Source organism: Pseudomonas sp. 273 (assembly GCF_029201425.1).
GTDB lineage: Bacteria > Pseudomonadota > Gammaproteobacteria > Pseudomonadales > Pseudomonadaceae > Pseudomonas > Pseudomonas delhiensis.
Map to the genome: position 1 here is coordinate 4,819,224 of NZ_CP116775.1, position 25,520 is coordinate 4,844,743.

17 protein-coding genes and 5 pseudogenes are annotated in these 25,520 nt (G+C 70.8%); 13 read left to right on the top strand and 9 right to left on the bottom strand.

Going from position 1 to position 25,520, the window contains the following annotated elements:
* Positions 1-128: 128 nt before the first annotated feature.
* The 6 genes and pseudogenes from PKO50_RS21900 to PKO50_RS21925 form a co-directional block, all read right to left on the bottom strand.
* A pseudogene (locus PKO50_RS21900) lies at positions 129-979 on the bottom strand (DUF1989 domain-containing protein).
* A gap of 17 nt (positions 980-996) precedes the next feature.
* Positions 997-1,661: pseudogene (locus PKO50_RS21905) on the bottom strand (GntR family transcriptional regulator).
* Between the two features lie 12 nt (positions 1,662-1,673).
* Positions 1,674-3,182 carry an amino acid ABC transporter permease/ATP-binding protein gene (locus tag PKO50_RS21910; RefSeq protein WP_109934745.1) on the bottom strand — a complete coding sequence of 503 codons (1,509 nt, stop codon included), beginning with the start codon at positions 3,180-3,182 and terminating at the stop codon, positions 1,674-1,676.
* Between the two features lie 46 nt (positions 3,183-3,228).
* Positions 3,229-4,074, bottom strand: coding sequence for an ABC transporter substrate-binding protein (locus PKO50_RS21915; RefSeq protein WP_275627223.1), 846 nt, complete (start codon positions 4,072-4,074; stop codon positions 3,229-3,231).
* A gap of 383 nt (positions 4,075-4,457) precedes the next feature.
* Positions 4,458-5,249: a putative hydro-lyase gene (locus PKO50_RS21920; RefSeq protein WP_275627224.1), complete on the bottom strand. Its 792-nt coding sequence runs from the start codon at positions 5,247-5,249 to the stop codon at positions 4,458-4,460.
* Between the two features lie 99 nt (positions 5,250-5,348).
* Positions 5,349-6,284: a LysR family transcriptional regulator gene (locus tag PKO50_RS21925; protein ID WP_275627225.1), complete on the bottom strand. Its 936-nt coding sequence runs from the start codon at positions 6,282-6,284 to the stop codon at positions 5,349-5,351.
* A gap of 203 nt (positions 6,285-6,487) precedes the next feature.
* On the opposite strand from PKO50_RS21925, the gene PKO50_RS21930 reads away from it, so the two are divergent.
* From PKO50_RS21930 to PKO50_RS21950, 5 genes and pseudogenes are all read left to right on the top strand, one after another.
* Positions 6,488-7,768 (top strand): MFS transporter, encoded by a 1,281-nt coding sequence (locus tag PKO50_RS21930; protein ID WP_275627226.1) that lies wholly within the window; start codon positions 6,488-6,490, stop codon positions 7,766-7,768.
* A 20-nt stretch (positions 7,769-7,788) separates the two neighbouring features.
* Positions 7,789-8,541: a 5-oxoprolinase subunit PxpA gene (locus tag PKO50_RS21935; protein WP_275627227.1), complete on the top strand. Its 753-nt coding sequence runs from the start codon at positions 7,789-7,791 to the stop codon at positions 8,539-8,541.
* Positions 8,538-9,251, top strand: a complete 714-nt coding sequence (pxpB, locus tag PKO50_RS21940) for a 5-oxoprolinase subunit PxpB (protein WP_275627228.1) — start codon at positions 8,538-8,540, stop codon at positions 9,249-9,251. The genes PKO50_RS21935 and pxpB overlap by 4 nt, the downstream gene beginning before the upstream one ends.
* A pseudogene (locus tag PKO50_RS21945) lies at positions 9,248-10,173 on the top strand (biotin-dependent carboxyltransferase family protein). The gene pxpB and the pseudogene PKO50_RS21945 overlap by 4 nt, the downstream one beginning before the upstream one ends.
* Before the next feature lie 54 nt (positions 10,174-10,227).
* Positions 10,228-11,106, top strand: coding sequence for a DUF1353 domain-containing protein (locus PKO50_RS21950; protein WP_275627229.1), 879 nt, complete (start codon positions 10,228-10,230; stop codon positions 11,104-11,106).
* A gap of 1,116 nt (positions 11,107-12,222) precedes the next feature.
* Here the strand turns inward: PKO50_RS21950 and PKO50_RS21955 are convergent.
* On the bottom strand, positions 12,223-14,112 hold the full coding sequence (locus tag PKO50_RS21955; protein ID WP_275627230.1) for a filamentous hemagglutinin N-terminal domain-containing protein: 1,890 nt from the start codon (positions 14,110-14,112) through the stop codon (positions 12,223-12,225).
* A gap of 220 nt (positions 14,113-14,332) precedes the next feature.
* Here PKO50_RS21955 and PKO50_RS21960 point away from each other — a divergent pair, with 220 nt between their 5' ends.
* The 7 genes and pseudogenes from PKO50_RS21960 to PKO50_RS21990 all read left to right on the top strand — a co-directional run bounded on the left by PKO50_RS21960 (position 14,333) and on the right by PKO50_RS21990 (position 21,492).
* A complete protein-coding gene (locus tag PKO50_RS21960; RefSeq protein ID WP_089392689.1) occupies positions 14,333-15,292 on the top strand; it encodes a MoxR family ATPase in 960 nt (319 codons plus the stop codon).
* Positions 15,293-15,294: 2 nt separating this feature from the next.
* Entirely contained in the window at positions 15,295-16,251 is a 957-nt protein-coding gene (locus PKO50_RS21965) for a DUF58 domain-containing protein (protein ID WP_275630511.1), read from the top strand.
* Positions 16,248-16,745, top strand: coding sequence for a DUF4381 domain-containing protein (locus PKO50_RS21970; protein ID WP_275627231.1), 498 nt, complete (start codon positions 16,248-16,250; stop codon positions 16,743-16,745). Before PKO50_RS21965 ends, PKO50_RS21970 begins: the two co-directional genes overlap by 4 nt.
* On the top strand, positions 16,738-17,748 hold the full coding sequence (locus tag PKO50_RS21975; protein ID WP_275627232.1) for a VWA domain-containing protein: 1,011 nt from the start codon (positions 16,738-16,740) through the stop codon (positions 17,746-17,748). Before PKO50_RS21970 ends, PKO50_RS21975 begins: the two co-directional genes overlap by 8 nt.
* Positions 17,745-19,489 (top strand): annotated as a pseudogene (locus PKO50_RS21980) (VWA domain-containing protein). Before PKO50_RS21975 ends, PKO50_RS21980 begins: the two are co-directional and overlap by 4 nt.
* Positions 19,486-21,119 (top strand): annotated as a pseudogene (locus PKO50_RS21985) (BatD family protein). The pseudogenes PKO50_RS21980 and PKO50_RS21985 overlap by 4 nt, the downstream one beginning before the upstream one ends.
* A gap of 187 nt (positions 21,120-21,306) precedes the next feature.
* On the top strand, positions 21,307-21,492 hold the full coding sequence (locus PKO50_RS21990; RefSeq protein WP_089392694.1) for a hypothetical protein: 186 nt from the start codon (positions 21,307-21,309) through the stop codon (positions 21,490-21,492).
* Positions 21,493-21,538: 46 nt separating this feature from the next.
* On the opposite strand, the gene PKO50_RS21995 is transcribed toward PKO50_RS21990, so the two are convergent.
* A complete protein-coding gene (locus tag PKO50_RS21995) occupies positions 21,539-23,353 on the bottom strand; it encodes a monovalent cation:proton antiporter-2 (CPA2) family protein (protein WP_275627233.1) in 1,815 nt (604 codons plus the stop codon).
* Positions 23,354-23,421: 68 nt separating this feature from the next.
* Positions 23,422-24,138 (bottom strand): lipoate--protein ligase family protein, encoded by a 717-nt coding sequence (locus tag PKO50_RS22000; RefSeq protein WP_275627234.1) that lies wholly within the window; start codon positions 24,136-24,138, stop codon positions 23,422-23,424.
* Between the two features lie 165 nt (positions 24,139-24,303).
* Here PKO50_RS22000 and PKO50_RS22005 point away from each other — a divergent pair, with 165 nt between their 5' ends.
* On the top strand, positions 24,304-25,503 hold the full coding sequence (locus tag PKO50_RS22005) for a GGDEF domain-containing protein (protein ID WP_109933761.1): 1,200 nt from the start codon (positions 24,304-24,306) through the stop codon (positions 25,501-25,503).
* Positions 25,504-25,520: the final 17 nt, after the last annotated feature.

Here is a 25,520-nt window from a genome sequence, read left to right on the forward strand (position 1 = left end):
CACTTGCGGAGCTTAACGAGACGGCGGGGCGATGGGATTACCACGCCGCGACATATTCGTTCATGCAGGGGTAGCGGCGGCCCTGCCCGGAGGCGTGCCGGCCGGCGGCCGGCACGCCCGTCGCCGGCTCAGCGCTCCCAGTCGGGCTTCTGCAGGCGCAGGCCGTGGAGGCCGTCGTAGGCCGCGCGCTGCGGCGGCTGCCAGCCTTCGAGCAGGGCCGGCTCGACGCGGTAGATCTCCACCCCAGCGGGCGGCAGACACTCAGCGGGTCCTGGGCCTCGGGGCCCCACATCGGCAGCGACAGGTCGCCGCCCGGGCAGGTGGACAGCGCGCAGAGCACGTCGATCTCGGCGAAGAACTCCAGGTAGTCGCCCTGCTTCGCCGGGCAGGCCTTCATGAAGTACATGTCGTCGTGGTTCAGGCCGGTGCACTGGAAGATGTTCAGCACGTCGTGCACGTCGAACTCGGTCAGCCCGTGGGGCAGCACCGCGCGGGTCAGGTTCGAGTGGCAGTGGTGGTGGAAGTCCTCGCCGGTGAGCATCTTGTTGACGTAGGGGTCGCAGCGGGTGCCGAGCAGGTCGTGGAGGCGCCCGCCGTGCTCGTCGATGCCGTAGGCGGCCAGGCTGTCGTCGGTGATGGTCAGCAGCGGGCGCAGGAACGGCAGGTTGGACCACAGGCGGTCGTAGGTGGTCACGTGGGCGCCCTGCAGCTGGCGGGTGCGCGCGGCCCACATGCGCTCGCGCGGGTCGTTGGCGTTCCACACGTTGAAGTCGCCGACCTGCGGGCCCACCGGGGTGGTGACGCGGAACAGGTGCCCGGCCGGCACCTTCCAGGCGCGGCCGGTGCGGATCGGCACCTCGAACTGCTCGATCAGGGTGCGCGCGCCCTTGTCCTCGCGCAGGCGGTCGTAGAACGCCTTGTCCACCTGCAGGGCGGAACCCTTGTTGGCCTGGTAGGCGGCGGGATAGTCCTTGTACATGTTCGGTATCTCCTGGTTCAGAGGCAGTGGGGTGCGCTGAGCAGGTCCAGCAGCGCGTTTTCGGAATCCTCGAGGTAGCTGGCCATGGCCTCCGCAGCCTCGTGCTTGCGACCGGCGCCAAGCAGGTCGTGGATGTGCCGGTCGCGGTCGATCCAGGGGCGCTGGAAGTTCTCCTCGTTGGGGGCGAGGGAGAACACCAGGCGCATCTGCGCCGCGACGTTGGCGAAGAACTCGTCGAACAGCGGGCTGCGCATCAGCCCGACGATGTGCTGGTGGAAGTGCAGGCTGTGGGTGCCGAAGGCCTGCCAGTCCTCGCGGTCCTGGGCCAACTCGGCGGCTTCTATGGCCTCGAGCATGCGGTCGGACTGGTACTCGCGCAGCGGCTTGCTGGCGAGGATCGCCTGCAGCTCCAGGGTGCGCCGCACCAGGAAGATGTCGCGCACCTCGGCCAGGCCCAGGCGGCGCACCATCACCCCTTGTTGCGCACGTAGGTGGCCAGGCCCTCGCGGCCGAGCTGGTGCAGGGCCTCGCGGATGGTGTTGCGCGAGGCGTTGTAGGCCTTGACCAGCTCGCTCTCGACCAGCGCCATGCCCGGCAGCAGGCGCCCGCCGATGATGTCCTCGCGCAGTTCGTTGGCCACCTGGGCCGACAGCGACAGGCCGCCGGCGTCTTTGCTTTTCATCTACGGCCCTCCTCAGGCCAGCTGGACGTCCTTGAGGAAGCGCCCCATGCGCTCGCTGCGCTGCTCCAGCAGCTCACGCGGCGGCCCGGCCTGGACGATGCGCCCGGCCTCCATGAACACCACGCGGTCGGACAGGCGGAAGGCGAAGTTCATCTCGTGGGTGACGATGACCATGGTCATGCCCTCCTTCGCCAGCTCCTCGATCACCGCCAGCACGTCGCCGACCAGCTCCGGGTCCAAGGCCGAGGTCGGCTCGTCGAACAGCATCACCGCCGGGCGCATGGCCAGCGCGCGGGCGATGGCCACGCGCTGCTGCTGGCCGCCGGAGAGCTGGTGCGGGTACTTGCCGGCGTGCGCCAGCATGCCCACCTTGTTCAGCAGCGCCAGGCTCAGCTGGCGCAGTTCGGCGGCATTGGCGTGGCTGTGGTGGTGCGGGGCGAGCATGACGTTCTCCAGCACCGTCTTGTGCGGGAACAGGTTGAAGCCCTGGAACACCATGCCGACCTGCACGATGCCCTGCATGTGCACCTTGTTGCCCAACGGCCCGCCCGGTTCGCGCGCGCCGCGCAGGAACGGCTTGCCGCAGAGGGTCACCTCGCCCTGGTCGAGCGCTTCCAGGCCGTTGAGGGTGCGGATCAGGGTGGTCTTGCCGGAGCCCGAGGGGCCGATGATCGACACCACCTCGCCCCAGCGCACGTCCAGGTCGATGCCCTTGAGCACTTCCAGCTCGCCGTAGTGCTTGCGCGCGCCACGCACCTGCAGGGCGAAGGCGCCCTGCCCCGCGGCGCCCTCGTTGCGCCGCGGCAGCACCGCCGGCAGGTCGCCCACCGGCACCGGGCGCGGCTGGCGGCGGGTGACGTCGAGGTGGTTCTCCAGGCGCCGCAGCAGGTAGCTGAACAGGGTGACGATGAGCACGTAGTAGAAGGCCACCGCCAGCATGGTCTCCATCACCAGGAAGTTCTGCGTGTAGAGCTGCTGGCCGACCAGCAGGATCTCGCTGAGGGAGATCACCGAGACCAGCGAGGTCAGCTTGACGATGGTGATGTATTCGTTTGCCAGGGTCGGCAGCGCCACGCGCAGCGCCTGGGGGATCACGATCAGCCACTGCACGCCGCGGTAGCCGATGCCCAGCGCCTTGCCCGCCTCCAGCTGGCCCTTGGCGACCGCCAGCAGGCCGCCGCGATGGATCTCGGCGATGTAGGCCGTCTCGCTCAGGACCATGGCGATCAGCCCGGCGCCGTAGGGGTTGGACAGCAGCGCGCTGGTGCCGGGGAACACCTGCGGCAGGTTGTAGACGAAGATCAGCAGCACCAGCAGCGGCAGGCTGCGGAAGAACCAGATGTACAGCGCCGCCGCGTCGCGCAGGTAGCGCCGCGAGGATTGCCGGGCCAGGGCCACCAGGAAGCCGAGGGCGATGCCCAGCAGCCAGGTCTCCAGGCTAAGCTCCACCACGGTGCCCACCGCGCGCCAGAAATCGGCGTTCCACAGCAGGCCCAGGGCATAGTGCCAGTCGAAATGCATGTTCGTGCTCCGTGTCGCTCGGCCGGCCGGCTGGCCGGCCGTCGGTTCAGTTGCCCAGCGCCTGGGCGACGTCCGCCGCGGTCGGCTCGGCGAGGTTGTAGCGTTGCAGCAGGGCCTGGTATTCGCCGTCCTGCTTCATGGCCTCGAAGCCCTGGCGCAGGCCGTCGAGCAGCTCGCCATTGCCCTTGCGCACGGCCAGGCCGATGACCACCGGGTAGATCAGCTCGCGGGAGGCGATCTGCAGGCGGCCCTGCAGCTTCTCGGCGGTGATCTTGGCCACCGCGGCGTTCTCGAACTGCACGTCCACCGCCTTGGCCAGCAGGGCCTGGGCGGCTTCCGGCGAGGTGGGGAACTCGCGCGACTGGATCGCCGGCTTGCCCTGGGCCACGCAGTAGTCGCGCGAGACCTCCAGCAGCCGGGGAATCCACGAGCCGCCCTTGATCGAGGCCACGCGCTTGCCGCACAGGTCCTCGGCGCGCTGCGGGCGGAAGTCGTCGTCGTTGCGCACCAGCAGCGAGGCGCCGCTCTTCAGGTAGGGCAGGAAGTCCACCTGGCGGGCGCGCTCCGGGGTGACGTAGAGCGCCGAGGCGACCACGTCGAAGCGCCGCGCGTTAACGCCCATCACCAGGTTGGCGAAGCGGGTGTCGCGGAACTCCGTCTGCAGCTTCAGGTGCTCGCCCAGGCCCTTCATGAACTCCGGGTCGAAGCCCGCGGGCTGGCTCTGTTCGAGGTAGGCATAGGGTGGGTAGGTGAGGTCCGAGCCGACGCTCAGCCGCCCCTCCTCCAGGGTGCCGGTGACCGCCGCCATGGCCGGCGCGGCCAGCGCCAGCACGCCGGGCAACGCCAGTGCCGCCAGCCAGCCCGCCTTCCTGCCCACAATTCGCTGTTTCATGGTGATGCCCTCGCAGAGTTATTGTTCAACAATCTTTCCGTTACGAGTAATCAAATTTAATGCCAACTCAGAAAAAGGCCGCCTGAAAATGGCCTTCGGCAGGAAAAAATCCGTTCTCTCGGAGGAGGTTCCCGCGTCCACGTGCGCTGTTACGGGGCAGGCGTTACCAAATGGAGCAGCGTGCTATCGAAAGGCTACCCAGCGCCCCGGCGGGAACAGCGGCAAGCCAGGCTGCACGGCCGAAGAAGATCGGTAACACCACGGGGATGTCGCTCAGCCGCGGCCAGCGTCGATGGCCTGGCGCAGCGCCTGAGCGGATGCAGGAGTGGCGGGGTGGCCTGACAGCAGGGCACTCCCCGCTACCGGCGTGCTGGGCGAGGGACTCAGAGTTGGCCGTAGAGCAGGTCGCTGACCAGCATGCAGCCCGGCGCATGGGTGATGAACAGCTCCGGCTCGGCCTCGGCCAGCACCGCCTGCGGGGTAACGCCACAGGCCCAGAACACCGGCAACTCGTCGGCGGCCAGGTCCACCGGCTCTCCGTAGTCCGGCGCCCGCAGGTCGGAGATACCGATCAACCCCGGGTCGCCGATGTGCACCGGGGCGCCGTGGGTCAGCGGGAAACGTCCGGTGATCTGGCTGGCGCGTACCGCGTCGGCGGCCTTCAGCGGGCGCATCGACACCACCATGCTGCCGGCCAGGCGCCCGGCGGGGGTATTGGCGAGATTGGTGCGGTACATGGCCACGTTGCGCCCCTGCTCGATGTGCCGCAGGGCGATGCCCTCGTCCTGCAGCGCCTGCTCGAAGGAAAACGAGCAACCAATGGCGAAGGCGACGAAATCGGCCTCCCACAGTTCGCCGATGTCGCTCGTTTCGCGGTGGGGCTGGCCGCGGCGGTACACGCGGTACAGCGGCACGTCGCTACGCACGTCGATGTCGACGCCGAGCTTGTGGAAGCGCGGCGAGCCGGGCTCGGTGACGTCCAGCAGCGGGCAGGCACGCGGGTTGAGCACGCAGAAGCGGAGGAACTCGTCGGCCCAGGCGCGCTGCAGGATGACGATGTTGGCCTGCAGGTGGCGCTGGCCCAGGCCGCTGGTGTGCCCGGCGTAGTCGCCACGGCGGATCAGCCGGCGCAGCTCCAGGGGGCTGAGGGAGGCAAGGTCGTGGGGCGGTGTCATCGGCGGCTTCCTCGTGCGGGGCGGAACCGACCTTTTAGGCGGCCGGGCGCCACAGCGTCCAACAAATAGTTTCCGGGGCCGGGCATAAGGAAAGTTGATTCAGGCGTCGGTCACCGGCGGCAGCAGGACGAAGTGCGCCGGGCCGACCCGCTCCGCGTAGGCCGCCAGTACCGCGCGGCCCATCCCCAGCACCTGCTCCACCAGTTCCAGGCCGCTGCCGCCTCGCCAGGACGCCACCAGCGGCAGGTCCGGCGGCGGCGGCTCGACGCGCAGCACGCGGAGCTCGCCGCGCTCCAGCTCCTGGGTCACCAGCGCCGGCGGCAGCGCGCCTATGCCGAAACCATCGCGCACCAGGCGGGTCATGGCCGCCACCGAGTTCACGCAGTTCAGCCGCGGCACGCTGATGCCTCGGGCCTGGAGCAGGGTGAGCAGGTCCAGGTGCGGCCGCGAGTGCTTGGAGAAGGTCACCACGCGCTCGCTGGCCAGTTCCTCCAGGCTCGCGTAGTCGCGGGCGTAGGACGAGCCGCTGGCCACCACCCAGCGCAGCGGGTAGCTGCCCAGCTCCAGGTTGAGCACCGACTCGTGGCGGATCGGGTCGGTCTGGAAGACCAGGTCCAGGTAGCCCTTGCGCAACTGCTCCGCAAGGTTGATCGCGGTATCGGCCGTCAGCTCGACCTCCAGTTCCGGGAAGCGCTCCATGCCCCGCGCCACCAGCGGGCTGAGCCAGGTGTGGACGACCGTGTCCATGGCGCCGATGCGGATGCGCCCCTGGCTGACGCGCCCCGCATCGATCGCCTGGTGCAGCTCGTGCAGGGTGTCGAGCATGCGCTCGGCGTATTCCAGCACCTGATGGCCCTCGGGCGTCAGGGTCACGCCGCGCGAATCGCGGACGAACAGCTTCACCCCCAGCTCGCCTTCGAGCACGGCGATGCGACTGGAAATGGCGGCCTGGGTGCTGAACAGCTTCTCGGCGGTGAGGCGGAAGCTTTTCAGGCGAGCGACCCAGACGAAGGTCTCGAGGAATTTCAGGTTCATGGGCGGTACCGGGAGCGGACGGGCAAGCATACCCCCGGCCGCCGGCGCGGCGACCTGGGCGCACGCCGGCGGCCATCGGAATTTCTTGTCACCGGCGACCGTTTTTATTAGCTGGACGACCGCCGCCGGGCCTCGAAGAATCTTCCCCCAGGTGACGCTATCCGGCCACCGAACAAATCCAATAACGATGATCGGAGAATCCCATGGAAAAGCAGGCGACCGCCGTGGGCGGCCTCGAGGTGCGCAGTAGCGGCCATTTCGGCTGGTACCGCGACCTCAGCAAGCAGGAGCGGCGCACCTTCTGGAGCTGCAAGATAGGCTACGGCCTGGATGGCATGGACACCCAGATGCTCAGCTTCGTCATTCCCACGCTGATCGCCCTGTGGGGCATCGGCACCGGCGAGGCGGGGCTGATCCACACCTTCACGCTACTCGCCTCGGCCCTCGGCGGCTGGATCGCGGGCATCCTCTCCGATCGCATCGGCCGTGTGCTGACGCTGCAACTGACGGTACTCTGGTTCGCCTTCTTCACCTTCCTCTGCGGTCTGGCGCAGAACTACGAGCAATTGCTGCTCGCCCGCACTCTGATGGGCTTCGGCTTCGGCGGCGAGTGGACCGCGGGCGCGGTGCTGATCGGCGAGGTGATCCGCAGCAGCGACCGCGGCAAGGCGGTGGGCCTGGTCCAGTCCGGCTGGGCCCTCGGCTGGGGCGCCACCGCCCTGCTCTACGCCTTGCTGTTCAGCCTGCTGCCGCCGGAGTACGCCTGGCGCGCGCTGTTCCTCCTCGGCCTGCTGCCGGCGCTGTTCGTGCTCTTCGTCCGCCGCCTGGTCAAGGAACCGGAGGTCTACCAGCGCGCCAAGGCCCGCGAGAGCGGCGAAAAGATCAATTTCCACGAAATCTTCGCCCCCGGCATGCTCAGCATCACTCTGCGCGCCTCGCTCCTCACCACCGGTGCCCTCGGCGGCTACTACGCCATCACCTCCTGGCTGCCGACCTACCTCAAGACCGAGCGCCACCTCAGCGTGCTCGGCACCGGCGGCTACCTGGCCATGGTCATCCTCGGCTCCTACGTCGGCTACGTGGTCAGCGCCTTCCTCACCGACCTGCTGGGGCGCAAGAAGAACTTCATCCTCTTCGCCGTCGGCTCCTTCATCGTGGTGCTGCTCTACACCCGGCTCCCCATCGGCAACTCGGCGATGCTCTGGCTGGGCTTCCCCCTGGGCTTCTTCGCCTCGGGCATCTTCAGCGGCATGGGCGCCTTCCTCACCGAACTCTTCCCCACCCGCATCCGCGGCTCGGGCCAGGGCTTCTGCTACAACGCCGGGCGCGCCATCGCGGCGCTCTTCCCCATGCTGATCGGCATGCTCAGCCAGCACGTGCCGCTGGGGCTGGGCATCGGCGGCTTCGCCGCGGTGTCCTACGGCGTGGTGATCCTCGCCGCCCTGAGCCTGCCGGAAACCCGCGGCCGCCAACTGGAACCCTGAGACGTACAGCGAGGACGACCATGCACCTTCCCCTGCTCAACTGCGACATCGGCGAAAGCTTCGGCGCCTGGAAGATGGGCCTGGACGCCGAGGTCATGCCGCACATCGACTGCGCCAACATCGCCTGCGGCTACCACGCCGGCGACCCCGGCAGCATGCGCCGCACCGTGGCCCTGGCGCTGGAACACGGCGTGCGCATCGGCGCCCATCCCGGCTACCCCGACCTGCTCGGCTTCGGCCGCCGCTCCCTGGAGTGCAGCGCGCAGGAGGTCGAGGACATGCTGCACTACCAGGTCGGCGCCCTCGACGGCATCTGCCGCGCCCAGGGCGCCCGCGTGAGCTACGTCAAGCCGCACGGCGCGCTGTACAACGACATGATGCGCAAGCCCGAGCAACTGCGCGCGGTGATGCGCGCGGTCGCGGCCTACGACCGCGAGCTGCCGCTGATGCTGCTGTCCACCCGCGACAACCAGGGCGCCCTGGCCATGGCCGCCGAGTTCGGCCTGCGCCTGTGGTTCGAGACCTTCGCCGACCGCGCCTACACCCCCGAGGGCCACCTGGTGTCGCGCCAGTTGCCCGGCGCGGTGCACCACGACAGCCGCCAGGTGATCGCCCAGGCGCTGACCCTGGCCCGCGGCGAGGCGCTCACCGCCAGCGACGGCAGCGCGCTGCGCCTGCGCGCCGACACCCTCTGCGTGCACGGCGACAACCCCGGCTCGGTGGAGGCCGTGCGCCAGCTGCGCGCGGCCCTGGACGCCCTGGTGCCGGCATGAGGCCGCGCCTGGAAGTGGTCGCCCTGGACAGCTACATGCTGCGCCTGTTCGACGCCATCGACGAAGCCAACATGCCCTGGCTGCTGGCCGCCACGCGGCGCCTGGGCGAGGTCTTCGGCGACGAGCTGCTGGAGCTGGTGCCCTCCTACACCACCCTGATGCTGCGCTTCGACCCGTTGCGGCTGGAGCCGCTGGCGCTCCGCGAACGCCTGTTCGCCGCCCTCGACGGCCTGCAGCCGCTGCCCGGCGAGAACAGCCGCGAGCAGGTGCTGCCGGTGTGGTACGACCCCGGCGTCGGCCCCGACCTGGCCCGCCTGGCGCGGCACAGCGGGCTGGATGCGGCCGAGGTGATCCGCCGCCACAGCGGCCGCGCCTACCAGGTGTTCGCCCTCGGCTTCGCTCCGGGCTTCGCCTTCATGGGCCTGGTCGAACCGGCCCTGGCCTGCCCGCGCCTGGCCACCCCGCGGCAACGGGTGGCGGCCGGCAGCGTCGGCATCGCCGAGCGCCAGACCGCCGCCTACCCGCTGGCCTCCCCCGGCGGCTGGAACCTCATCGGGCGCACCCCGGCGCGCCTGTTCGACCGCGAACGCGACGGCTACAGCCTGCTGCAACCCGGCGACCGGGTGCGCTTCGAGGCCATCGACCGCGCTGAATTCATCCGCCTGGGCGGCGACGACACGCCCATGCCCGCCGAGGAGGGCCTGGCATGACCGTGCTGCACGTGGAAAAGAGCACCCCGCTGGCCCAGCTGCAGGACGGCGGCCGCTTCGGCGTGCGCCACCTGGGCGTGACCCAGGGCGGCGCCCTGGACTGGGAAGCCCAGGCCTGGGCCAACTGGCTGCTGGGCAACCGCCTGGACGCGGCAGTGCTGGAGATTCCCCTGGGCGGCGTGGTCCTGCGCGCCAACGCCGACACACAGCTGGCCCTGGCCGGCGCCGACCTGGCCGCCGAACTCGACGGCCAGCCGCTGGCCCCTGGCAGGCCTTCGCCATGCGCGCCGGCCAGCGCCTGGGCTTCCACCAGCCGCGCAGCGGCGCCCGCGCCTACCTGGCGGCCCCCGGCGGCTTCCTCGGCGAGGCGGTGCTGGGCAGCTGCGCCACCGTGGTCCGCGAAGGGCTCGGCGGCCTCGACGGCCAGGGCAAGCCGCTGGCGGCCGGGGACGCGCTGCGCGCCGCCGGCGGAACGCCCCCGCAACGCCACATGCAGGCCCACCAGCGGCCGTGCTACGACGGCCCGGCGCACCTGGAACTGATCCTCGGCGCCCAGGCCGGCGACTTCGCCGGGCAGAGCCTGTTCGACGCCTTCGACGCCACCTGGAGCCTCGACCAGCGCGCCGACCGCATGGGCATGCGCCTGCTCGGCCCGCCGCTGTACTACCTGGGCAAGCCGATGATCTCCGAGGGCATCCCCCTGGGCGCCGTGCAGGTGCCCCCGGACGGCCAGCCGATCGTGCTGCTCAACGACCGCCAGACCATCGGCGGCTACCCGCGCCTGGGCGCCCTCAGCCCCAGGGCCCTGGCGCGCCTGGCGCAATGCCTGCCGGGCGCCGAGCTGCGCCTGCGGCCCAGCGTGCAGCCCGCGGCGCTGGAAGCGCACCGGCGCCTGTTGGCGCAATGGCGACAGGTCGACTGAAGCCGGCGAGCAGCAATGGCACAATGGCATCCTCCAGACATCACGGAGGATGCCATGCAAGCCGCCCCACCGCTGAACCGCCCGCTGCTGCGCCACCTCGCCAACCTGCTGGTCACCGCCCTGGGCCTGGTGCTGCTGGGCCTGGCCTGGCTGCTGCAGCCGCTGCTGGTGCAGTACCTGCTGGCCGGCGCGCTGCCGGTGTACCTGGGCGTGCTGCTGCCGCAACTGGTGGGCCGCCGCGAGCGCCTGCGGCGCATCCGTGCCGCGCGGGCGGCCTCGGTGGAGCGCTGGGGCTTCTGCAGCCGCGACCGCCCCGGGCCCTGGGTCAACTACATCGACTTCCCGCTCACGGTGGCCTGCGAGGAAGCCCGTGGCTGCTTCTTCTATAGCGAATGGCTGGTGGTCCACGACGGGCGCATCATCGTCAACCCCGGGCACAGCGAGGTCGACCTGGCGCACGGCGAGGTGCGCTACCACTTCGACCGGCCGCGCACCTACGCCTGGGACGGCTGCTCACCGAAGGTGCCCTTCTACTGGCTGGCGATCTTCGGCACCCCGGACTGGTGGGAGCACCTGGAGGACCTGGCCTGCATCCGCGACGGCGAGGTCCGCCGCAAGCAGGTGTTCTGGCCCCTGGCGCACCATGCCAGCCTGGTGCACGACGCGCTCTACCAGTTCCTCAACGTCTCGCCGCTGGACAAGGCCTGCGCCGACCGCCTGTTCCTGCGGATGCTGCTGGACGCCGGCATGCCGCGGCCGCTGGCGTACCTCTATTACCTGGCGGTGGTGCTCGGCGGCGCGCCGAAGATGCGCCGGGTGCGCAACGGCAACAGCCCGTTGCGCTGCCTGACGCCCATCCCCGGCGCATCGGGCACCCCGGCCCGGGAGGCCCGGCTCGGGGTGCCTGATGCGGTTCATTTGGGCAAGGACTAAGCGTCCCTTTCCGGGGACGTAGGTGCTGGGTTTCAGAGCGCCCTCTCCCCAACCCTCTCCCGCAAGCGGGAGAGGGGGCTGTCCGTGCCACCGGAACGTCTGGCGTGGTCGGTTAGTCCAATCGCGGACGGAGTCCGCTCCTACGCCCGTGCTTTTCTGGAACCGTAGGAGCGGACTCTGTCCGCGATTCGGCGGATAACGCCGCAGGCGTTATGCGCCCTACGGGTTTCCCGAGAGCTTTAGGTGCCGGGTTCAAGAGCGCCCCTTTCCCCAACCCTCGCCTACGCGGCCCGCCCAGAAGGGAGAGGGGGCTGTCCCGAGCAAGCGAATAACACAGCGTCAGCCGGCAAGGCCGTAGGGCGAATAACCGTTCGCGGTTATCCGCCGTTGACCGTGCCACCGGGGCGTCCGGCGTGGCCGGTGAATCCAATCGCGGACGGAGTCCGCTCCTACGCCCGTGATTCCTGGAACCGTAGGAGCGGACCTTGTCCGCGATTTGGCGGATAACGCCGTAGGCGTTATGCGCCCTACGAGTTATCGCGAACGTGGGGAGTCAGGGTTCGCGAGCAAGCTCGCTCCTACGAAGAGCAGTGCCGCTCTTGATTTTGGACTTCCAGAGAAACCACCGAGCGCACCGGAACGCCCCTTCAGAAGGCCGAGCGAAACCGGCGCTCAGGAGGTCATGCGACATGGATGTCGCTAGAGCCCCGATCAGCACAGGGACGTGCTGTCGGGGCGGGCCTCCGTGGCGGGGGAGTTCGCGAGGGTAGCCCGGCTCCATCGGGCCCGTATGTCGGGGCAAGCCTTTTTGGTTCCTTTTGTGGCGTTTGACAAAAGGGACTCGCCCGAGGGGGCGAAACAAGAAACATCAACGCACTCGGAGCGGCGCGCTACACCGAGCAAGAAGGCAGCTGGGTTATTCCCCTTCGGGCCAGCGCAAGCGCTGTTCGCGATGGAGCCGCGTCCCGCGTTCGCGGGAATGACGGGGGTTAGGTTGGATACAAGGGGCCAAACCGCAAGCAATCCATGACCCAACCCACATGAAAATGCCGTTTCCCCATAAAAGAGAAACGGCATTCTTTCTCAAGTGAACAGCATCAGGCCCGCAGCGCCGGCCTAGAGCGTCCACTTCCAGGGAATATGCGACTCGACGTCGCCGTTACTGAAGATATCCCCTTCATCCTCCAGGCTGCCCACGTCCAGGTAGAGCTCGGAGCCGCTGCCCAGCACCCCGTGGTTGACCAGGCGTTCGGCATTCACCCAGAACTCGTCGTAGGCGAGGATGGCGCCGTGGTTGATGAGCTCGCCGCGGATGTCGAGCCTGGCGTACAGGCCGCTGATCAGGCTGCCGCCCTGCTCTATCTCCATGGATTCGGCGCTGAGCCGGAGGTCGTCCTGGCTGATCAGCCGGCCGCTGCCGCTGTAGCGCCCGCTCAGCTCCAGGTGCAGCTCGGACTCGCTGCCGATCACCCCGGCATTGCGCCAGTCGCGGCCCGTTCCCCGCACGCCCAGCGCGCCGTTCAGCCGGCCGCTGGTGCCCTGCTCCAGCTCGACCACGTCGAGGATCAGCTCGCGAGCCTGCAGGCTGCTGTTGTTGAACCAGTGGTCGCGCTTGATGTGCAGCACGGAGCGGGTGACGAAGCGGCCGCCGGCCAGGCCCAGCTGCGCCAGGTCGATGCCGAAGCGGCCGTTGCCGTTGTGCCCCACCCAGCCGCCGTCGTTGAGCAGGCCCGCGCTGCGCAGGTCGAGGTCGCGGGCATTGGTCTCCAGGGTGCCGTTGCGGTTGTCCAGCACGCCGCCGATGGCGATCTCGGTAGTCCCCTGCCAGCCCCGGGCGCGGATCCGTCCGCGGTCGTTGACCAGGCCGGCGGCGTACAGGCGCAGGCTGCCGCGGCTTTCGATCAGGCCCCGGCTGTTGTCCAGGGCACCGCCCAGGCTGAAGTCCATGTCCTGGGCGCGCAGCTCGCCGCCGCGATTGTCCAGGCCGCCGCCCAGGCGCAGGAGCAGGCGGCCGGCGCTGTCCAGCCGGCCCTGGTTGACCAGGTTCCCGGCGGCCCACAGCTCTGTGTCGCCGCCGGCGCTGACCGGCCCGGCCAGGTGCAGGTCGCCGGCCTTCAGGCGCAGGTTCCCGGCGCTGTGCAGGCGCGCCAGCTGCAGGCGGCCATCGGCGTCGATGTGGATGTCGCCGGCGCTGGCGGCCAGTTCCCCGGCCAGCCTCACACCCACGCCCCGCTCGGTGCCGACCAGGCGGATGGCGTTGGCGTACATGCCGCCCAGGGCCGAGCTGTCGATGGCCAGGCGCGGCCGCTGGCGGCCGTCGTCGGCCTTGGCGCTGGCCGCCAGGCTCTCGCCGTCCACGCGGTTGCGCCCGGCAACCAGGTCGAGCTGCCGGGCGTGCAGCGCGGCGTTGAGCGAGGCGCTGCGGGTGATCAGCTCGAAGCGCCCCACCTGGCGGGCATCGAGCCCGGCGCCCTCGATACCGATGTGCCCGTCGTCGACGTCGTAGCCCGCCAGACGGTCGCCGTCGAACAGCGGCTTGCCGGTGGTCAGGGTGGCCCGCGGCATGTTGATGAAACCGCAGCCGTTGCAGGTCACCCCATAGGGGTTGGCGAGGATGAAGTGCGCGCCCGGCCCGGCGATCTCGATGGCGCCCAGCAGCTGCGAGGGGCTGCCGCCGGTGACCTCGCCGAGGATCTTGCGCGCCGCGCCATCGTGCAGGTTGGGATTGCCGCCGATGGCGCCGCCCAGTTGCGACTGCGCCGCGCCCGGCGAGTTGTTGAGGATCAGGCCCTCGCGGCCGACGTTGAAGTGGCCGAACCTGTTGTGCGACAGGCCATTGGCGTTGGGGGTGGCGATGTTGACCACGGGCACGCCGTTGCCGGCGGAACCCAGGCTGGCGTTGCCGGCGCCGGGGTCCAGGGTCAGCGGGGCGGCCGCGGCGTGCGGGTGGCTGAAGAACAGCAGGCCGGCCAGGACGACCGGGAAATGCAAGGCATTGCGTTCCATGTCCATCGACTCCACGTTTTCCATGAGGAGCCTCCCACGTTAGAGGCAGTGCGCTTCGGAAACGCGTCCTTGTCCCGTGGGAAGCGTCCCCCTCGGCCGGCGGAACCGACGACCACGCCGCGCCGCCACGCCACCCTGCACGCACCTGCGCCGATGCAGTAAAGTAATGCCCCCGGCGGCCGCGCCACGCCGCCCTCCCCATTCCAGGAACCCGCATTCGATGGAACACCGTGAGTCGCTCCTCGCGTTGCGACATTTCCTCTCCAGCCAGATCCTCGGCCAGGAAAAGCTCGTCGAGCGCCTGCTCATCGCCCTGCTCGCCGACGGCCACCTGCTGGTGGAAGGCGCGCCCGGGCTGGCCAAGACCAAGGCCATCAAGGACCTCGCCGAAGGCCTGGAGGCCGAGTTCCATCGCATCCAGTTCACCCCCGACCTGCTCCCGGCGGACATCACCGGCACCGAGATCTATCGCCCGGAAAACGGCACCTTCTGCTTCCAGCAGGGGCCGATCTTCCACCACCTGGTGCTGGCCGACGAGATCAACCGCGCCCCGGCCAAGGTGCAGTCGGCGCTGCTGGAGGCCATGGCCGAGCGCCAGGTCAGCATCGGCCGCAGCACCTACGACCTGCCGCCGCTGTTCCTGGTGATGGCCACCCAGAACCCCATCGAGCAGGAGGGCACCTACCCGCTGCCCGAGGCCCAGCTCGACCGCTTCCTGATGCACGTTAAGATCGGCTACCCGGAAGCCTCGGTGGAGCGCCGCATCCTCCAGCAGGCCCGTGGCGAGGCGCTCAACGGCGAGGCGCGGCCGGAGCGCCAGGTGACCCAGGAATCGATCTTCGCCGCGCGCAAGGAAATCCTCGGCCTGTACATGGCCGACGCGGTGGAGGAATACCTGGTGCAGCTGGTCATGGCCACCCGCACCCCGGCCAAGTACGACACCGAGCTGGCCGAGTGGATCGCCTACGGCGCCAGCCCGCGCGGCTCCATCGCCCTCGACCGCTGCGCCCGGGCCCACGCCTGGCTGGGCGGGCGCGACTTCGTCAGCCCCGAGGACATCCAGGCGGTGCTGTTCGACGTGATGCGCCACCGCCTGATCCTCTCCTTCGAGGCGGAAGCCGCGGGGATCGACCAGGACCGCGTGGTCCAGCGCATCCTCGACGTGGTCGCCGTGGCCTGATGCTGGACACCGCCAGCAACGGCGTGACGGTCAGCCTGCAAGAGCTGATCGACATGCGCCATCGCCTGCGCGAGGTGCAGCTGTTCTCCACCCCGGCCCGGCGCAGCCCGCTGATCGGCCTGCACCACTCGCGCCTGCGCGGGCGCGGCGTGGACTTCGACCAGGTGCGCGTGTACCAGCCCGGCGACGACGTGCGCACCATCGACTGGCGTGTCACCGCGCGCAGCCAGGAGCCGCACACCAAGCTGTTCCACGAGGAGCGCGAGCGCCCGGTGTTCGTCCTCGTCGAGCAGAGCCGGCGGACCTTCTTCGGCTCCGGCCTGTGCCTGAAGTCGGTGCTGGCCGCCCGCGCCGCCGCCCTCCTCGGCTGGGCCGCGCTGGCCCACAACGACCGCATCGGCGGCCTGGTGCTGAGCGACCACGACACCCACGAGATCAAGCCGCGGCGCAGCAAGCAGAGCCAGCTGCAGTTGCTCAACCTGATGGTGCGGGCCAACCACGCGCTGCTCGTCGACGCGCCGGCGCCCGCCTCCGGCGACGGCTTCGGCCTGGCCCTGCGCCGCGCCCGCGAGGTGCTGCGGCCGGGCAGCCTGGTGATGGTCGTCTGCGACGAACGCGCCCTCGGCAACGCGCCCCAGGGCGACCTGGCCGAGCAGCAGCTGGGCCTGCTGGCGCGGCACACCGACCTGGTCCTGCTGCCGGTGTCCGACCCGCTGGACCACGCCCTGCCGGCCGCCGGGCTGATGCGCTTCGCCGAAGGCCAGGCCATGCTCGAGGTGGACACCCACGTCGACGAACAACGCCTGGCCTACCGCGCCCTGGGCGAGGCGCGCCGCGAGCGCTGGGCGCGGGTCAGCCAGCGCCTGGGCGTGCCGCTGCTGCCGCTGAGCACCCAGCTGGACCTGGTGGAGCAATTGCGCGACCACCTCGAACAACCCGCCGCGGGGAAGCGCCCGTGACGCCCCTCGACGCCCTGGAACCGCTGCTCCAGCCCGCCGCCGTGCCCTGGTGGCCGCCGGCGCCGGGCTGGTGGCTGCTGGCCGCGCTGCTGCCGCCGCTGGCCTGGGCGGCGTGGCGCTGGCGCCACCGCCTGCTGCCGCGCCGCCGCGCGACGGCCCCGGCGGAAGCGCCGCTGGAACCGATCCGCGTCGCCGCCCTGGAAGAGCTGGCGCGCCTGCCGCGCCCCTACGGCGGCGCCCCCGCCGGCCCCTGGCTGCAGGCGCAGAACGCCCTGCTCAAGCGCCTGTCGCGGGTGCGCTGGCCGGACGACAACTGCCACACCCTGAGCGGCCGCGCCTGGCTGGCGTTCCTCGACAACCGCTGCCCGGCAGCCGGCCTGACGCGCTGGATGATCCTGGTGGAAGGCGGCTACCGCGCCGAGTGCAAGCTCGACGACAAGGCCATCGACGGCCTCGCCGCCGCCGTGGAAACCTGGGTGCGCAAGCATGTTTGAGTTCGCCTGGCCCTGGGCCTTCCTGCTCGCCCCGCTGCCCTGGCTGCTGCGCATGCTGCTGCCGCCGGCCGACAGCGGCGAGGCGGCGCTGAAGGTCAGCTTCCTCGCCGAACTCGAGGGCCTGGCCGGCCGCCGCGCCCGCGCGCAACTGCCGGCCTGGCGCCTGCAGGCGCCCTTCGTGCTGCTCTGGCTGCTGTTGCTGCTGGCGGCGGCGCGCCCGCAATGGGTCGGCGAACCGCTGCCGATCCCCGCCAGCGGCCGCGACCTGCTGCTGGCGGTGGACGTCTCCGGCTCCATGGACACCGCCGACCTCACCTGGCAGGGCAGCGAGATCAGCCGCCTGAACCTGGTGCAGAAGCTCTTCGGCAACTTCATCGAGGCGCGCCGCGGCGACCGCGTCGGCCTCATCCTGTTCGGCAGCAAGGCCTACCTGCAGGCGCCGCTGACCTTCGACCGCCACAGCGTGCGCGTCTGGCTGGACGAGGCGCTGATCGGCATCGCCGGCAAGGACACCGCCCTGGGCGACGCCATTGGCCTTGCGCTCAAGCGCCTGCGCCAGCGCCCGGCGCAAAGCCGCGTGCTGGTGCTGATCACCGACGGCGCCAACACCGCCGGCGAGATCCCGCCGCTGACCGCCGCGCGCCTGGCCGCCGAGGAGAGCGTGAAGATCTACACCATCGGCATCGGCGCCGACCCGCAGCCCGGCGGCGTGCTCGGCGCGCTCGGCCTCAACCCCGGCCTGGACCTGGACGAAGGCACCCTGAAGGCGATCGCCGGCCTCACCGGCGGCGAATACTTCCGCGCCCGCGACGGCGCCGAGCTGGAGGCCATCTCCAGCACCCTCGACAGCCTCGAGCCGGTGACCCAGAAGCCCACCCAGGCGCGCCCGGCCCTGGCCCTCTACCACTGGCCGCTGGCCGCCGCGCTGCTGCTGAGCCTGCTGCTGGTGGCCGGCGAACTCTGGCCGCCGCAGCAATGGCGCTGGCCGTGGAGGCGCCCATGAACCTCTGGCCGCACCTGCTGCGCCCCTGGTGGCTGCTGCTGTTGCCGCTGCTGGCCTGGCTGCTGTGGAAGCTGCTGCACCGCCAGCGCCGCGCCGGGCGCTGGCAGTTGCTGCTGCCGGCGGCCTTCCACCCCTGGCTGCTCAAGGGCGGCAGCGGCCGCGCCGACCGCCGCCCCTGGCTGTACCTGGGCCTGGCCTGGCTGCTGGCGGTGCTGGCGTTGCTCGGGCCGAGCTGGGAACGCATCGAGCAACCGGCCATGCAGCGCAGCGACCCGCTGGTGGTGATCCTCGAGCTGACGCCGCGGATGCTCGCCGGCGACCTGCCACCCAGCCGCCTGGAGCAGGCCCGGCGCAAACTCCTCGACCTGCTGCGCGCGCGCCCCGACGCGCAGACCGCCATCGTCGTCTACGCCGGCAGCGCCCACACCCTGGTGCCGCTGTCCAACGACCTGTTCACCGCGCGCAACCTGCTCGATGCGCTCAAGCCGTCGATCATGCCCGAGCCCGGGCAGCGCGCCGACCTCGCCGTGCAGCTGGCGCGCCGCCTGCTCGACCAGGGCGCCCAGGGCAACGGGCGCCTGCTGCTGCTCACCGGCGGCCTGGACGAAAGCGAGCAGCAGGGCATCGGCAAGGCGCTGCACGGCCACGGCCGGGACTTCGCCATCCTCGCCGTGGGCAGCGCCAGCGGCGCGCCCATCCCGCAGGAGGACGGCACCTACCTGAAGGACGACCAGGGCGGCATCCTCCTGCCGCGCCTGGACGAGGCCGGGCTGCGCCAGTTCGCCGCCGGCCTGGACGCCGGCTACCAGCGCCTGGACGCCGGCGACCGCGACCTCAAGGCCCTCGGCCTGCTGGACGCCAACCGCGGCCTGGAAGCCGCCGGCAACGACGCCGTGCTGCGCCTGCAACGCTGGGCCGACCAGGGCTACTGGCTGCTCCTGCCGCTGCTGCTGCTGGCCGCCTGCGCCGGCCGCCGCGGCTGGCTGTTCAGCCTGCCCCTGCTGCTGCCGCTGTGGCTGGGCGCGCCGCGACCGGCCCTGGCCTTCGAGTTCGCCGACCTCTGGCTGCGCCCCGACCAGCAGGGCCAGCGCCTGCTCGCCGAGCAGCGCCCGGCCGACGCCGCCCGGCACTTCGCCGACTTCCGCTGGCGCGGCCTGGCCCTCTACCAGGCCGGCGACTACGACGGCGCGGCCCGCGCCTTCGCCCAGGGCGACACCGCCGCCGACCACTACAACCGCGGCAACGCCCTGGCCCGCGCGGAGCAGTACGAGGCCGCCATCGACGCCTACGAGCGGGCGCTGGAACTGCAGCCGGACCTGCAGCAGGCCCAGCGCAACAAGGCGCTGCTGGAAGAGCTGCTGCGCCAGCGCGAGCAGGACGCCGCCCAGCAGCGCGCCAACGCCTCGCAGGCCCTGCGCAGCGGCGAGGCCGAGTCGTCGCCGACGGCACCGGCCAGGCCCTCGGGCCAGCAGGACCAGGAAGAACGGCCGGCGCGCCCTTCCGCGGCCCTGCAGAACCGCCAGCAGGCCAACGCCGAGCGCCTGCAGGCCACCGACCCGGACGACGAGCCGCCCACCGATGCGACGGAACTCCCGGCCCCTCGGCGGACGAAGAGGAACTCAGCGACGAAAGCCGCCAGGCCCTGGAACAATGGTTGCGGCAGATTCCCGACGAACCCTCCGAACTGCTGCGCCGCAAGTTCTGGTACCAACAGCAGCAGCACCAGGAAAACATGCCATGAAAGGGTTGATCTGCCTGATCCTGCTCAGCCTCCTCGCCTTCCAGGCGCAGGCCAGCTTCACCGCCAGCGTCGACCGCGCACGCCTGACCGAGGGCGAGAGCCTCGACCTGACCCTGGAGTCCGACGACCCCACGCAGTTCGGCAAGCCGGACCTCACGCCCCTGGGCGAGGCCTTCGAGATCCTCGGCACCCGCCAGGTCAACCGCCTGACCACCCTCGACGGCCAGGCCCAGGCCACCACGCGCTGGATCATCACCCTGCGCCCCACCCGCACCGGCGCCCTGCAGATACCGGCGCTGCGCATGGGCAACAGCCAGACCCAGCCGATCGGCCTGCAGGTGCTCAAGGCCGAGGACGCGGCCGGGCAACAGAAGCTCTCGCCGGTGTTCATCGACGCCAGCCTCGACCACGAAACGGTCTACGTGCAGGCCCAGGCCATCCTCACCCTGCGCATCTACCACTCGGTCTCGCTGTACGACGACAGCAGCCTCAGCCCGCTGCAGATCGACGACGCCAAGGTCGAGCAGCTCGGCCAGCCGCGCACCTACGAGAAGGAAATCAACGGCGTGCGCCACGGCGTCATCGAGGTGCGCTTCGCGATCTTCCCGCAGCACAGCGGCGAGCTGACCATCCCCGCGCTGAACTTCAGCGCCACCCAGGTGGCGCGCAACAACCCCGGCGACACCTTCGGCGTGCTGCCCGGCAAGCGCCTGCGGGTGAGCTCGCCGGAGATTCCCCTGGAAGTGAAGCCCAAGCCCGTCGACTACCCGGCCGACGCGCCCTGGCTGCCGGCCCGCGCCGTCGCCCTCAGCGAGAGCTGGGCGCCGCAGCCGGACCAGGCGAAGGCCGGCGAGGCCCTGACGCGCAACCTGATGCTGCGCGTCGAGGGGCTTTCCAGCGCCCAGTTGCCGCCGCTGCCCCAGGCCCTGCCGGCCGGGTTGCGGCACTACCCCGACCAGCCGCAGCTGGCCGAGGAACAGGGCGACCAGGGCGTGATCGGCAGCCGCGAGGAACGCCAGGCCCTGGTGCCGGACCAGGCCGGCCAGCTGAGCCTGCCGGACATCGAGATCACCTGGTGGAACACCCAGGAAGACCGCCTGGAGCACACCACCCTGCCCGGCCGCACCCTGGACGTCGGCGCCAACCCGCAGCTGGCGGCCCAGCCCCCGGCGGCGCTGGAAGGCGCCATGGGCACCGGCGGCCAGCCTCTGTGGCCGTGGCAGCTGGCGACCCTGCTGCTGGCCCTGACCAGCCTGCTCGGCTTCGGCCTCTGGTGGCGCGCCCGGCGCCAGCCGGCCATCGTCCGCGCCGCGGCCAACGCGCCCAGCGCCCGCACCCTGCTCGACGAACTGCGCCGCTGCTGCCAGGCCAACGACCCCACGCCACCCGCCAGGCCCTCGACGCCTGGGCCCGGCAGCAGCCGGAAACCCTGGCCGACATGGCGGCGCGCTTCGTGCCGCTGTCCGACGCCATGGACGGCCTCAACGGCGCGCTCTACAGCGACAGCGAGGGTGGCCACAACTGGGAGGGCGAGGACCTCTGGCGGGCGATCCGCACCCTGCCCGCCGCGGAAGGCGGCGGCGCGGCGACGGCCGAGGGCAACAGCCTGCCGCCGCTCTACCCGCGCTGAGCCGGGCCGGCGCCCCGCCGGGGCATCGATGGCGTCGATAGTCACCAGCAGGCGGATTCAATTCCCTTCGCCGCGCCCGGGCGCGAGCATGCTCCCATGGCCCCGCGAACCCAGGGGCCGCGAGGCGGCCTGAGCGTGCATACCCCGGAACGCCCCGCTGACCACGAGGCTGACGGAGGAACGCAGCATGCAGGCCGCACTGGATATTCTGCTCATCATCGGCTCCCTGGCGGAGCTGCTGCTCTATGTCGCGCTGGCCGCCATCGGCCTGGCCGTGACCCTGCTGCTGGCCGCCATCGGCGTGCTCACCCTGCGCTCGCCCGGCGAGCCCATCCGCATCGACGAGCCGCCGCGCCGCCGCGTGCGCGGCTGAAGCCCGCCCACCGGCCGGGCGCAAGCGGCCCGGCCATGGCGCCCGCTCAGGGCTTGCCCACGCCCCGGTCCTCCAGTTGGTCGGCCTCGAACAGCGTCTCCAGCTCCCGGCGCGCCTCGCGGGCGGTCTGGATCACCGCCGCGGCATCGTCGTAGACCTTGTACTGGGCCATCAGCACTTCCTCGTCGTGGCGGCGGAAGCGGCGGATGCGCGCCAGCGCCTGTTCCTCGGAAAGGCCCATCTCCACCAGCACCCGCCGGCTCATTTCCAGGCTGGAATGGAACAGCTCGCGCACCGGGCTGGCCCCGGCGTCGAGCAGGTGGTAGACGTGCTGGCGGTTGCGCGCCCGGGCGATGATCTTCACGTGCGGGTAGAGCTTGCGCACCAGGCGCGCGGTGTCGATGTTGGTCTGCGGGTCGTCGGTGGCGACGACGAAGAACTCGGCCTTGTCCACCTGGGCCGCGCGGAGGATTTCCGGGCGCAGCGGGTCGCCATAGAAGATCGGGATGCTGCCGTAGCTGCGGCTCAGCTCGATGGTGTCCACCGAGGTGTCCAGGGCGATGAAGGGCACGCGCTGGGCGCGCATGATCCGCGCGACCACCTGGCCCATGCGGCCCATGCCGGCGATCACCACCCGCGGCGCGTCGCCCTCGATGCGCGTGTATTCCTCCGGCGCCTCGCGCACCGGCTCCGGCTTGGGCTTCACCAGGCGCGCGGCCAGCAGCACCAGCAGCGGCGTCACCGCCATCGACAGGGTGATGCAGAGCACCAGCAGGCTGTGCAGGTTGGCGTCCAGCAGGCCTTCGGCGCGGGCCAGCTTGAACACCACGAAGGCGAATTCGCCGCCGGCCGCCAGGACGATGCCCAGGCGCAGCGCCGAATGGCCGTCGAGGCCGCCGGTGAGGCGCCCGAGCAGGTACAGCAGCGGCAGCTTCAGGGCGATCAGCAGCACCGTCAGGCCCAGCACCAGCAGCGGCGAATGCAGCAGCAGGCCGAGGTCGGCGCTCATCCCCACGCTGATGAAGAACAGCCCCAGCAGCAGGCCCTTGAAGGGCTCGATCTGCGATTCGAGTTCATGACGGTATTCCGAGTCGGCCAGCAGCAGGCCGGCGAGGAAGGCGCCCAGGCCCATGGACACCCCGGCCAGCTCCATCAGCCAGGCGGTGCCCACCACCACCAGCAGCGCGGTGGCGGTGGACAGGTCGGCCATGCCGGTGCGCGCCACCGTGCGGAACACCGGGCGCAGCAGGTAGCGCCCGCCGACCACCACCACGGCGATGCTGCCCACGACCTCCAGGAAGTGGCGCCAGTCGCCGCCCGGCGCGGCCTCGTCGGCACGCGCGCCGAGCAGCGACACCGCGGCGATCAGCGGGATGGCGGCGATGTCCTGGAACAGCAGGATGGCGAAGGCCAGGCGGCCGTGGGGGCTGGCCAGTTCCTTGCGCTCGGCGAGGATCTGCAGGCCGAAGGCGGTGGACGACAGCGCCAGGCCGCCGCCGAGCACCACCGAGGTGTTCAGCGGCAGCTCGAAGGCCAGGTGCGCCAGCGCGCCTATCACCAGCGCGGTGAGCAGCACCTGGGCCAGGCCGATGCCGAACACCGCCTTGCGCATCACCCACAGGCGCTTGGGCGACAGCTCCAGGCCGATGATGAACAGCAGCAGCACCACGCCCAGCTCGGACAGGCTGGCGACGCTCTCGGGGTCGTCGATCAGGCGCAGCACCGAGGGGCCGATCAGCACCCCGGCCAGCAGGTAGCCGAGCACCGCGCCCAGCTGCAGGCGCTTGGCCAGCGGCACCATGAAGACGGTGGCGATGAGGAAGACCACCGCCGATTGCAGATAGTTGGAACCATGCTCCATGCCGGAACGCTCCTTGGCAGGATGAGGCCCGGCGCGCGGCCGGGCGGCTGGAACGGAAAAGGTGTGGGTCAGGCCGGCGGCGGCAGGCCTTCGCGGGCCAGGTGGCGCTGGAACTGCCCGGCCAGGGCTTCGACCTGCGACCAGGGCTGGGCGTGCCGTTCCTCCAGGGCCACGTGGCTGTCGGCGCGGATGACGGCCGGCAGCTCGACGGCGCGGTAGAAGGCGTTGACCACCTCGGCCATGGCCGCGCGCTGGTTCTCCAGCAGGATGGCGCCATGGGCCAGCACCACGTAGCGCCCGTCGCTCTGCCGGCGGCGCCAGCGCTGGGCGGTGCCGACCAGCTTGCGCCCGCCCAGGTTGACGTTGTAGCGGCCGTCGCAGAAGGCGCCCTCCACCTCGCCCAGGCCGGCCTCCAGGCCCAGGGCGGCGAGCCAGTCGCAGAGCGGCTGGCAGAGGCGCTGGTAGGCGGTGTCGATGCGCGTCTGCTCGTTGTCGCCGTCGGGTACCGCATAGCACAGGGCGACATTGAGCACCGCCGGCGACTGCGGCACCGGCTCGCCGCCGGTGTCGCGCAGGGCGATCGGCCAGCCGAGTTCGGCGCAGCGCGCCTCGGCCTCGGCGAAACCGGCCAGCCGGCTGAGCCGGCGCGGCATCACCAGCGCCTGCTGCAGCGGGCGCCAGAACAGCAGGCGGCTGTCGCCCTGGCCGCTGAAGACCTGGTCCAGGGCGGCGCGTTCGGCATCCAGGCCGTCTTCCGCGGAAAACCGCAATACCCGTTCGCCCATGTCCTTCTCCTTTCGCCGTGCTGCCTGACAGGTAGCGGACTATGCCCAGCCGCCACGCCAGGCTGCAAGCGAAAAGCCCGGCAATCCCCCGGCGGGCGGCGGGACAGCCTGGCGGCATCTGGCTATGCTCATAGCCGGATGCCATCGCGCACAGGACCTGCCCCCGTGTCCCAGCCGTTCCCGCAACGCCTTCGCCAGCAATTCAGGCTCGCCCGTTCCCTGGCGCGGCCGGTGGCCACGGAAAACCTCAGGCGCCTGGCCTGGCTGGCGCTGCTGGCCGTGCCCTTCGACCTGGTGCACATCCTGGTGTTCTGGCTCAACCTGCAGGGCAGCCTGCCGGCGTACGACGGCTGGCGCCAGCACATCATCCTCACCCACGCGGTGGCGGCCGTGCTGCTGCTCGGCCTCGGCCTGCTGGCCTGGCAGGCCCGCCAGCGCCCGCAGGCGCCGCCGCCGTGGTACTGCGAGCTGCTGGCGCTGCTGGGCGCCGCCGTGCTGCTGGGCTTCGGCCTGGTCATCACCGCCTTCGACCAGCAGGTGACCAGCAGCATCACGCCCTTCCTCATGGGCGCGGTGGCCACGGCGCTGATCCTGCTGCTGCGCCCGCTGTTCGCCACGCTGCTCTACGTGCTGCTGTTCATCGCCTTCGAACTGGCCATGGAAACGGCCCAGCCGGACCCGCAACTGCGCCTGTCCAACCAGATGGGCGGCCTGACCATCTGCGGCATCGGCCTGCTGCTGTCGCAGATCCTCTGGTTCAGCCACCTGCGCAACCTGCGCCAGCGCCAGCACCTGCGCCGGCAGCGCAAGGAACTGGAGGAGAAGAACCGCCAGCTGGAATACCTGGCCGGCCACGACCCGCTGACCGGGCTGTTCAACCGCCGCCAGTTCGACCAGTTGGTGAAGCAGGAGCTGGCCCGCTGCGACCGCCAGCCGATGCCGGTGAGCCTGCTGATGATCGACCTGGACCACTTCAAGTTCATCAACGACCGCTACGGCCACCCGCTGGGCGACGAGGTGATCCGCCACACCGCCACCCTGCTGCGCAAGCACACCCGCAGCAGCGACAGCGTGGCGCGCCTGGGCGGCGAGGAATTCCTCCTGCTATTGCCGGACACCGCCGCGGTCCAGGCCCGGGTGATCGCCGAGAAGCTGCGCAAGCTGCTGGAGGACACCCCGCTGCCGATGAAGGAAGGCCTGCTCTACCTCACCGCCAGCTTCGGCATCGCCGGCCTGGCCAGCGGCGTGTCCAGCACCTACGAAAGGCTCTACAGCACCGCCGACCAGGCCCTGTACCGGGCCAAGGCCAGCGGCCGCAACCGCGTGGAAGTGATGGATGCGGCGCCCCACGGGACGTTGGAGTGAGGATGGGGAACGCTTCT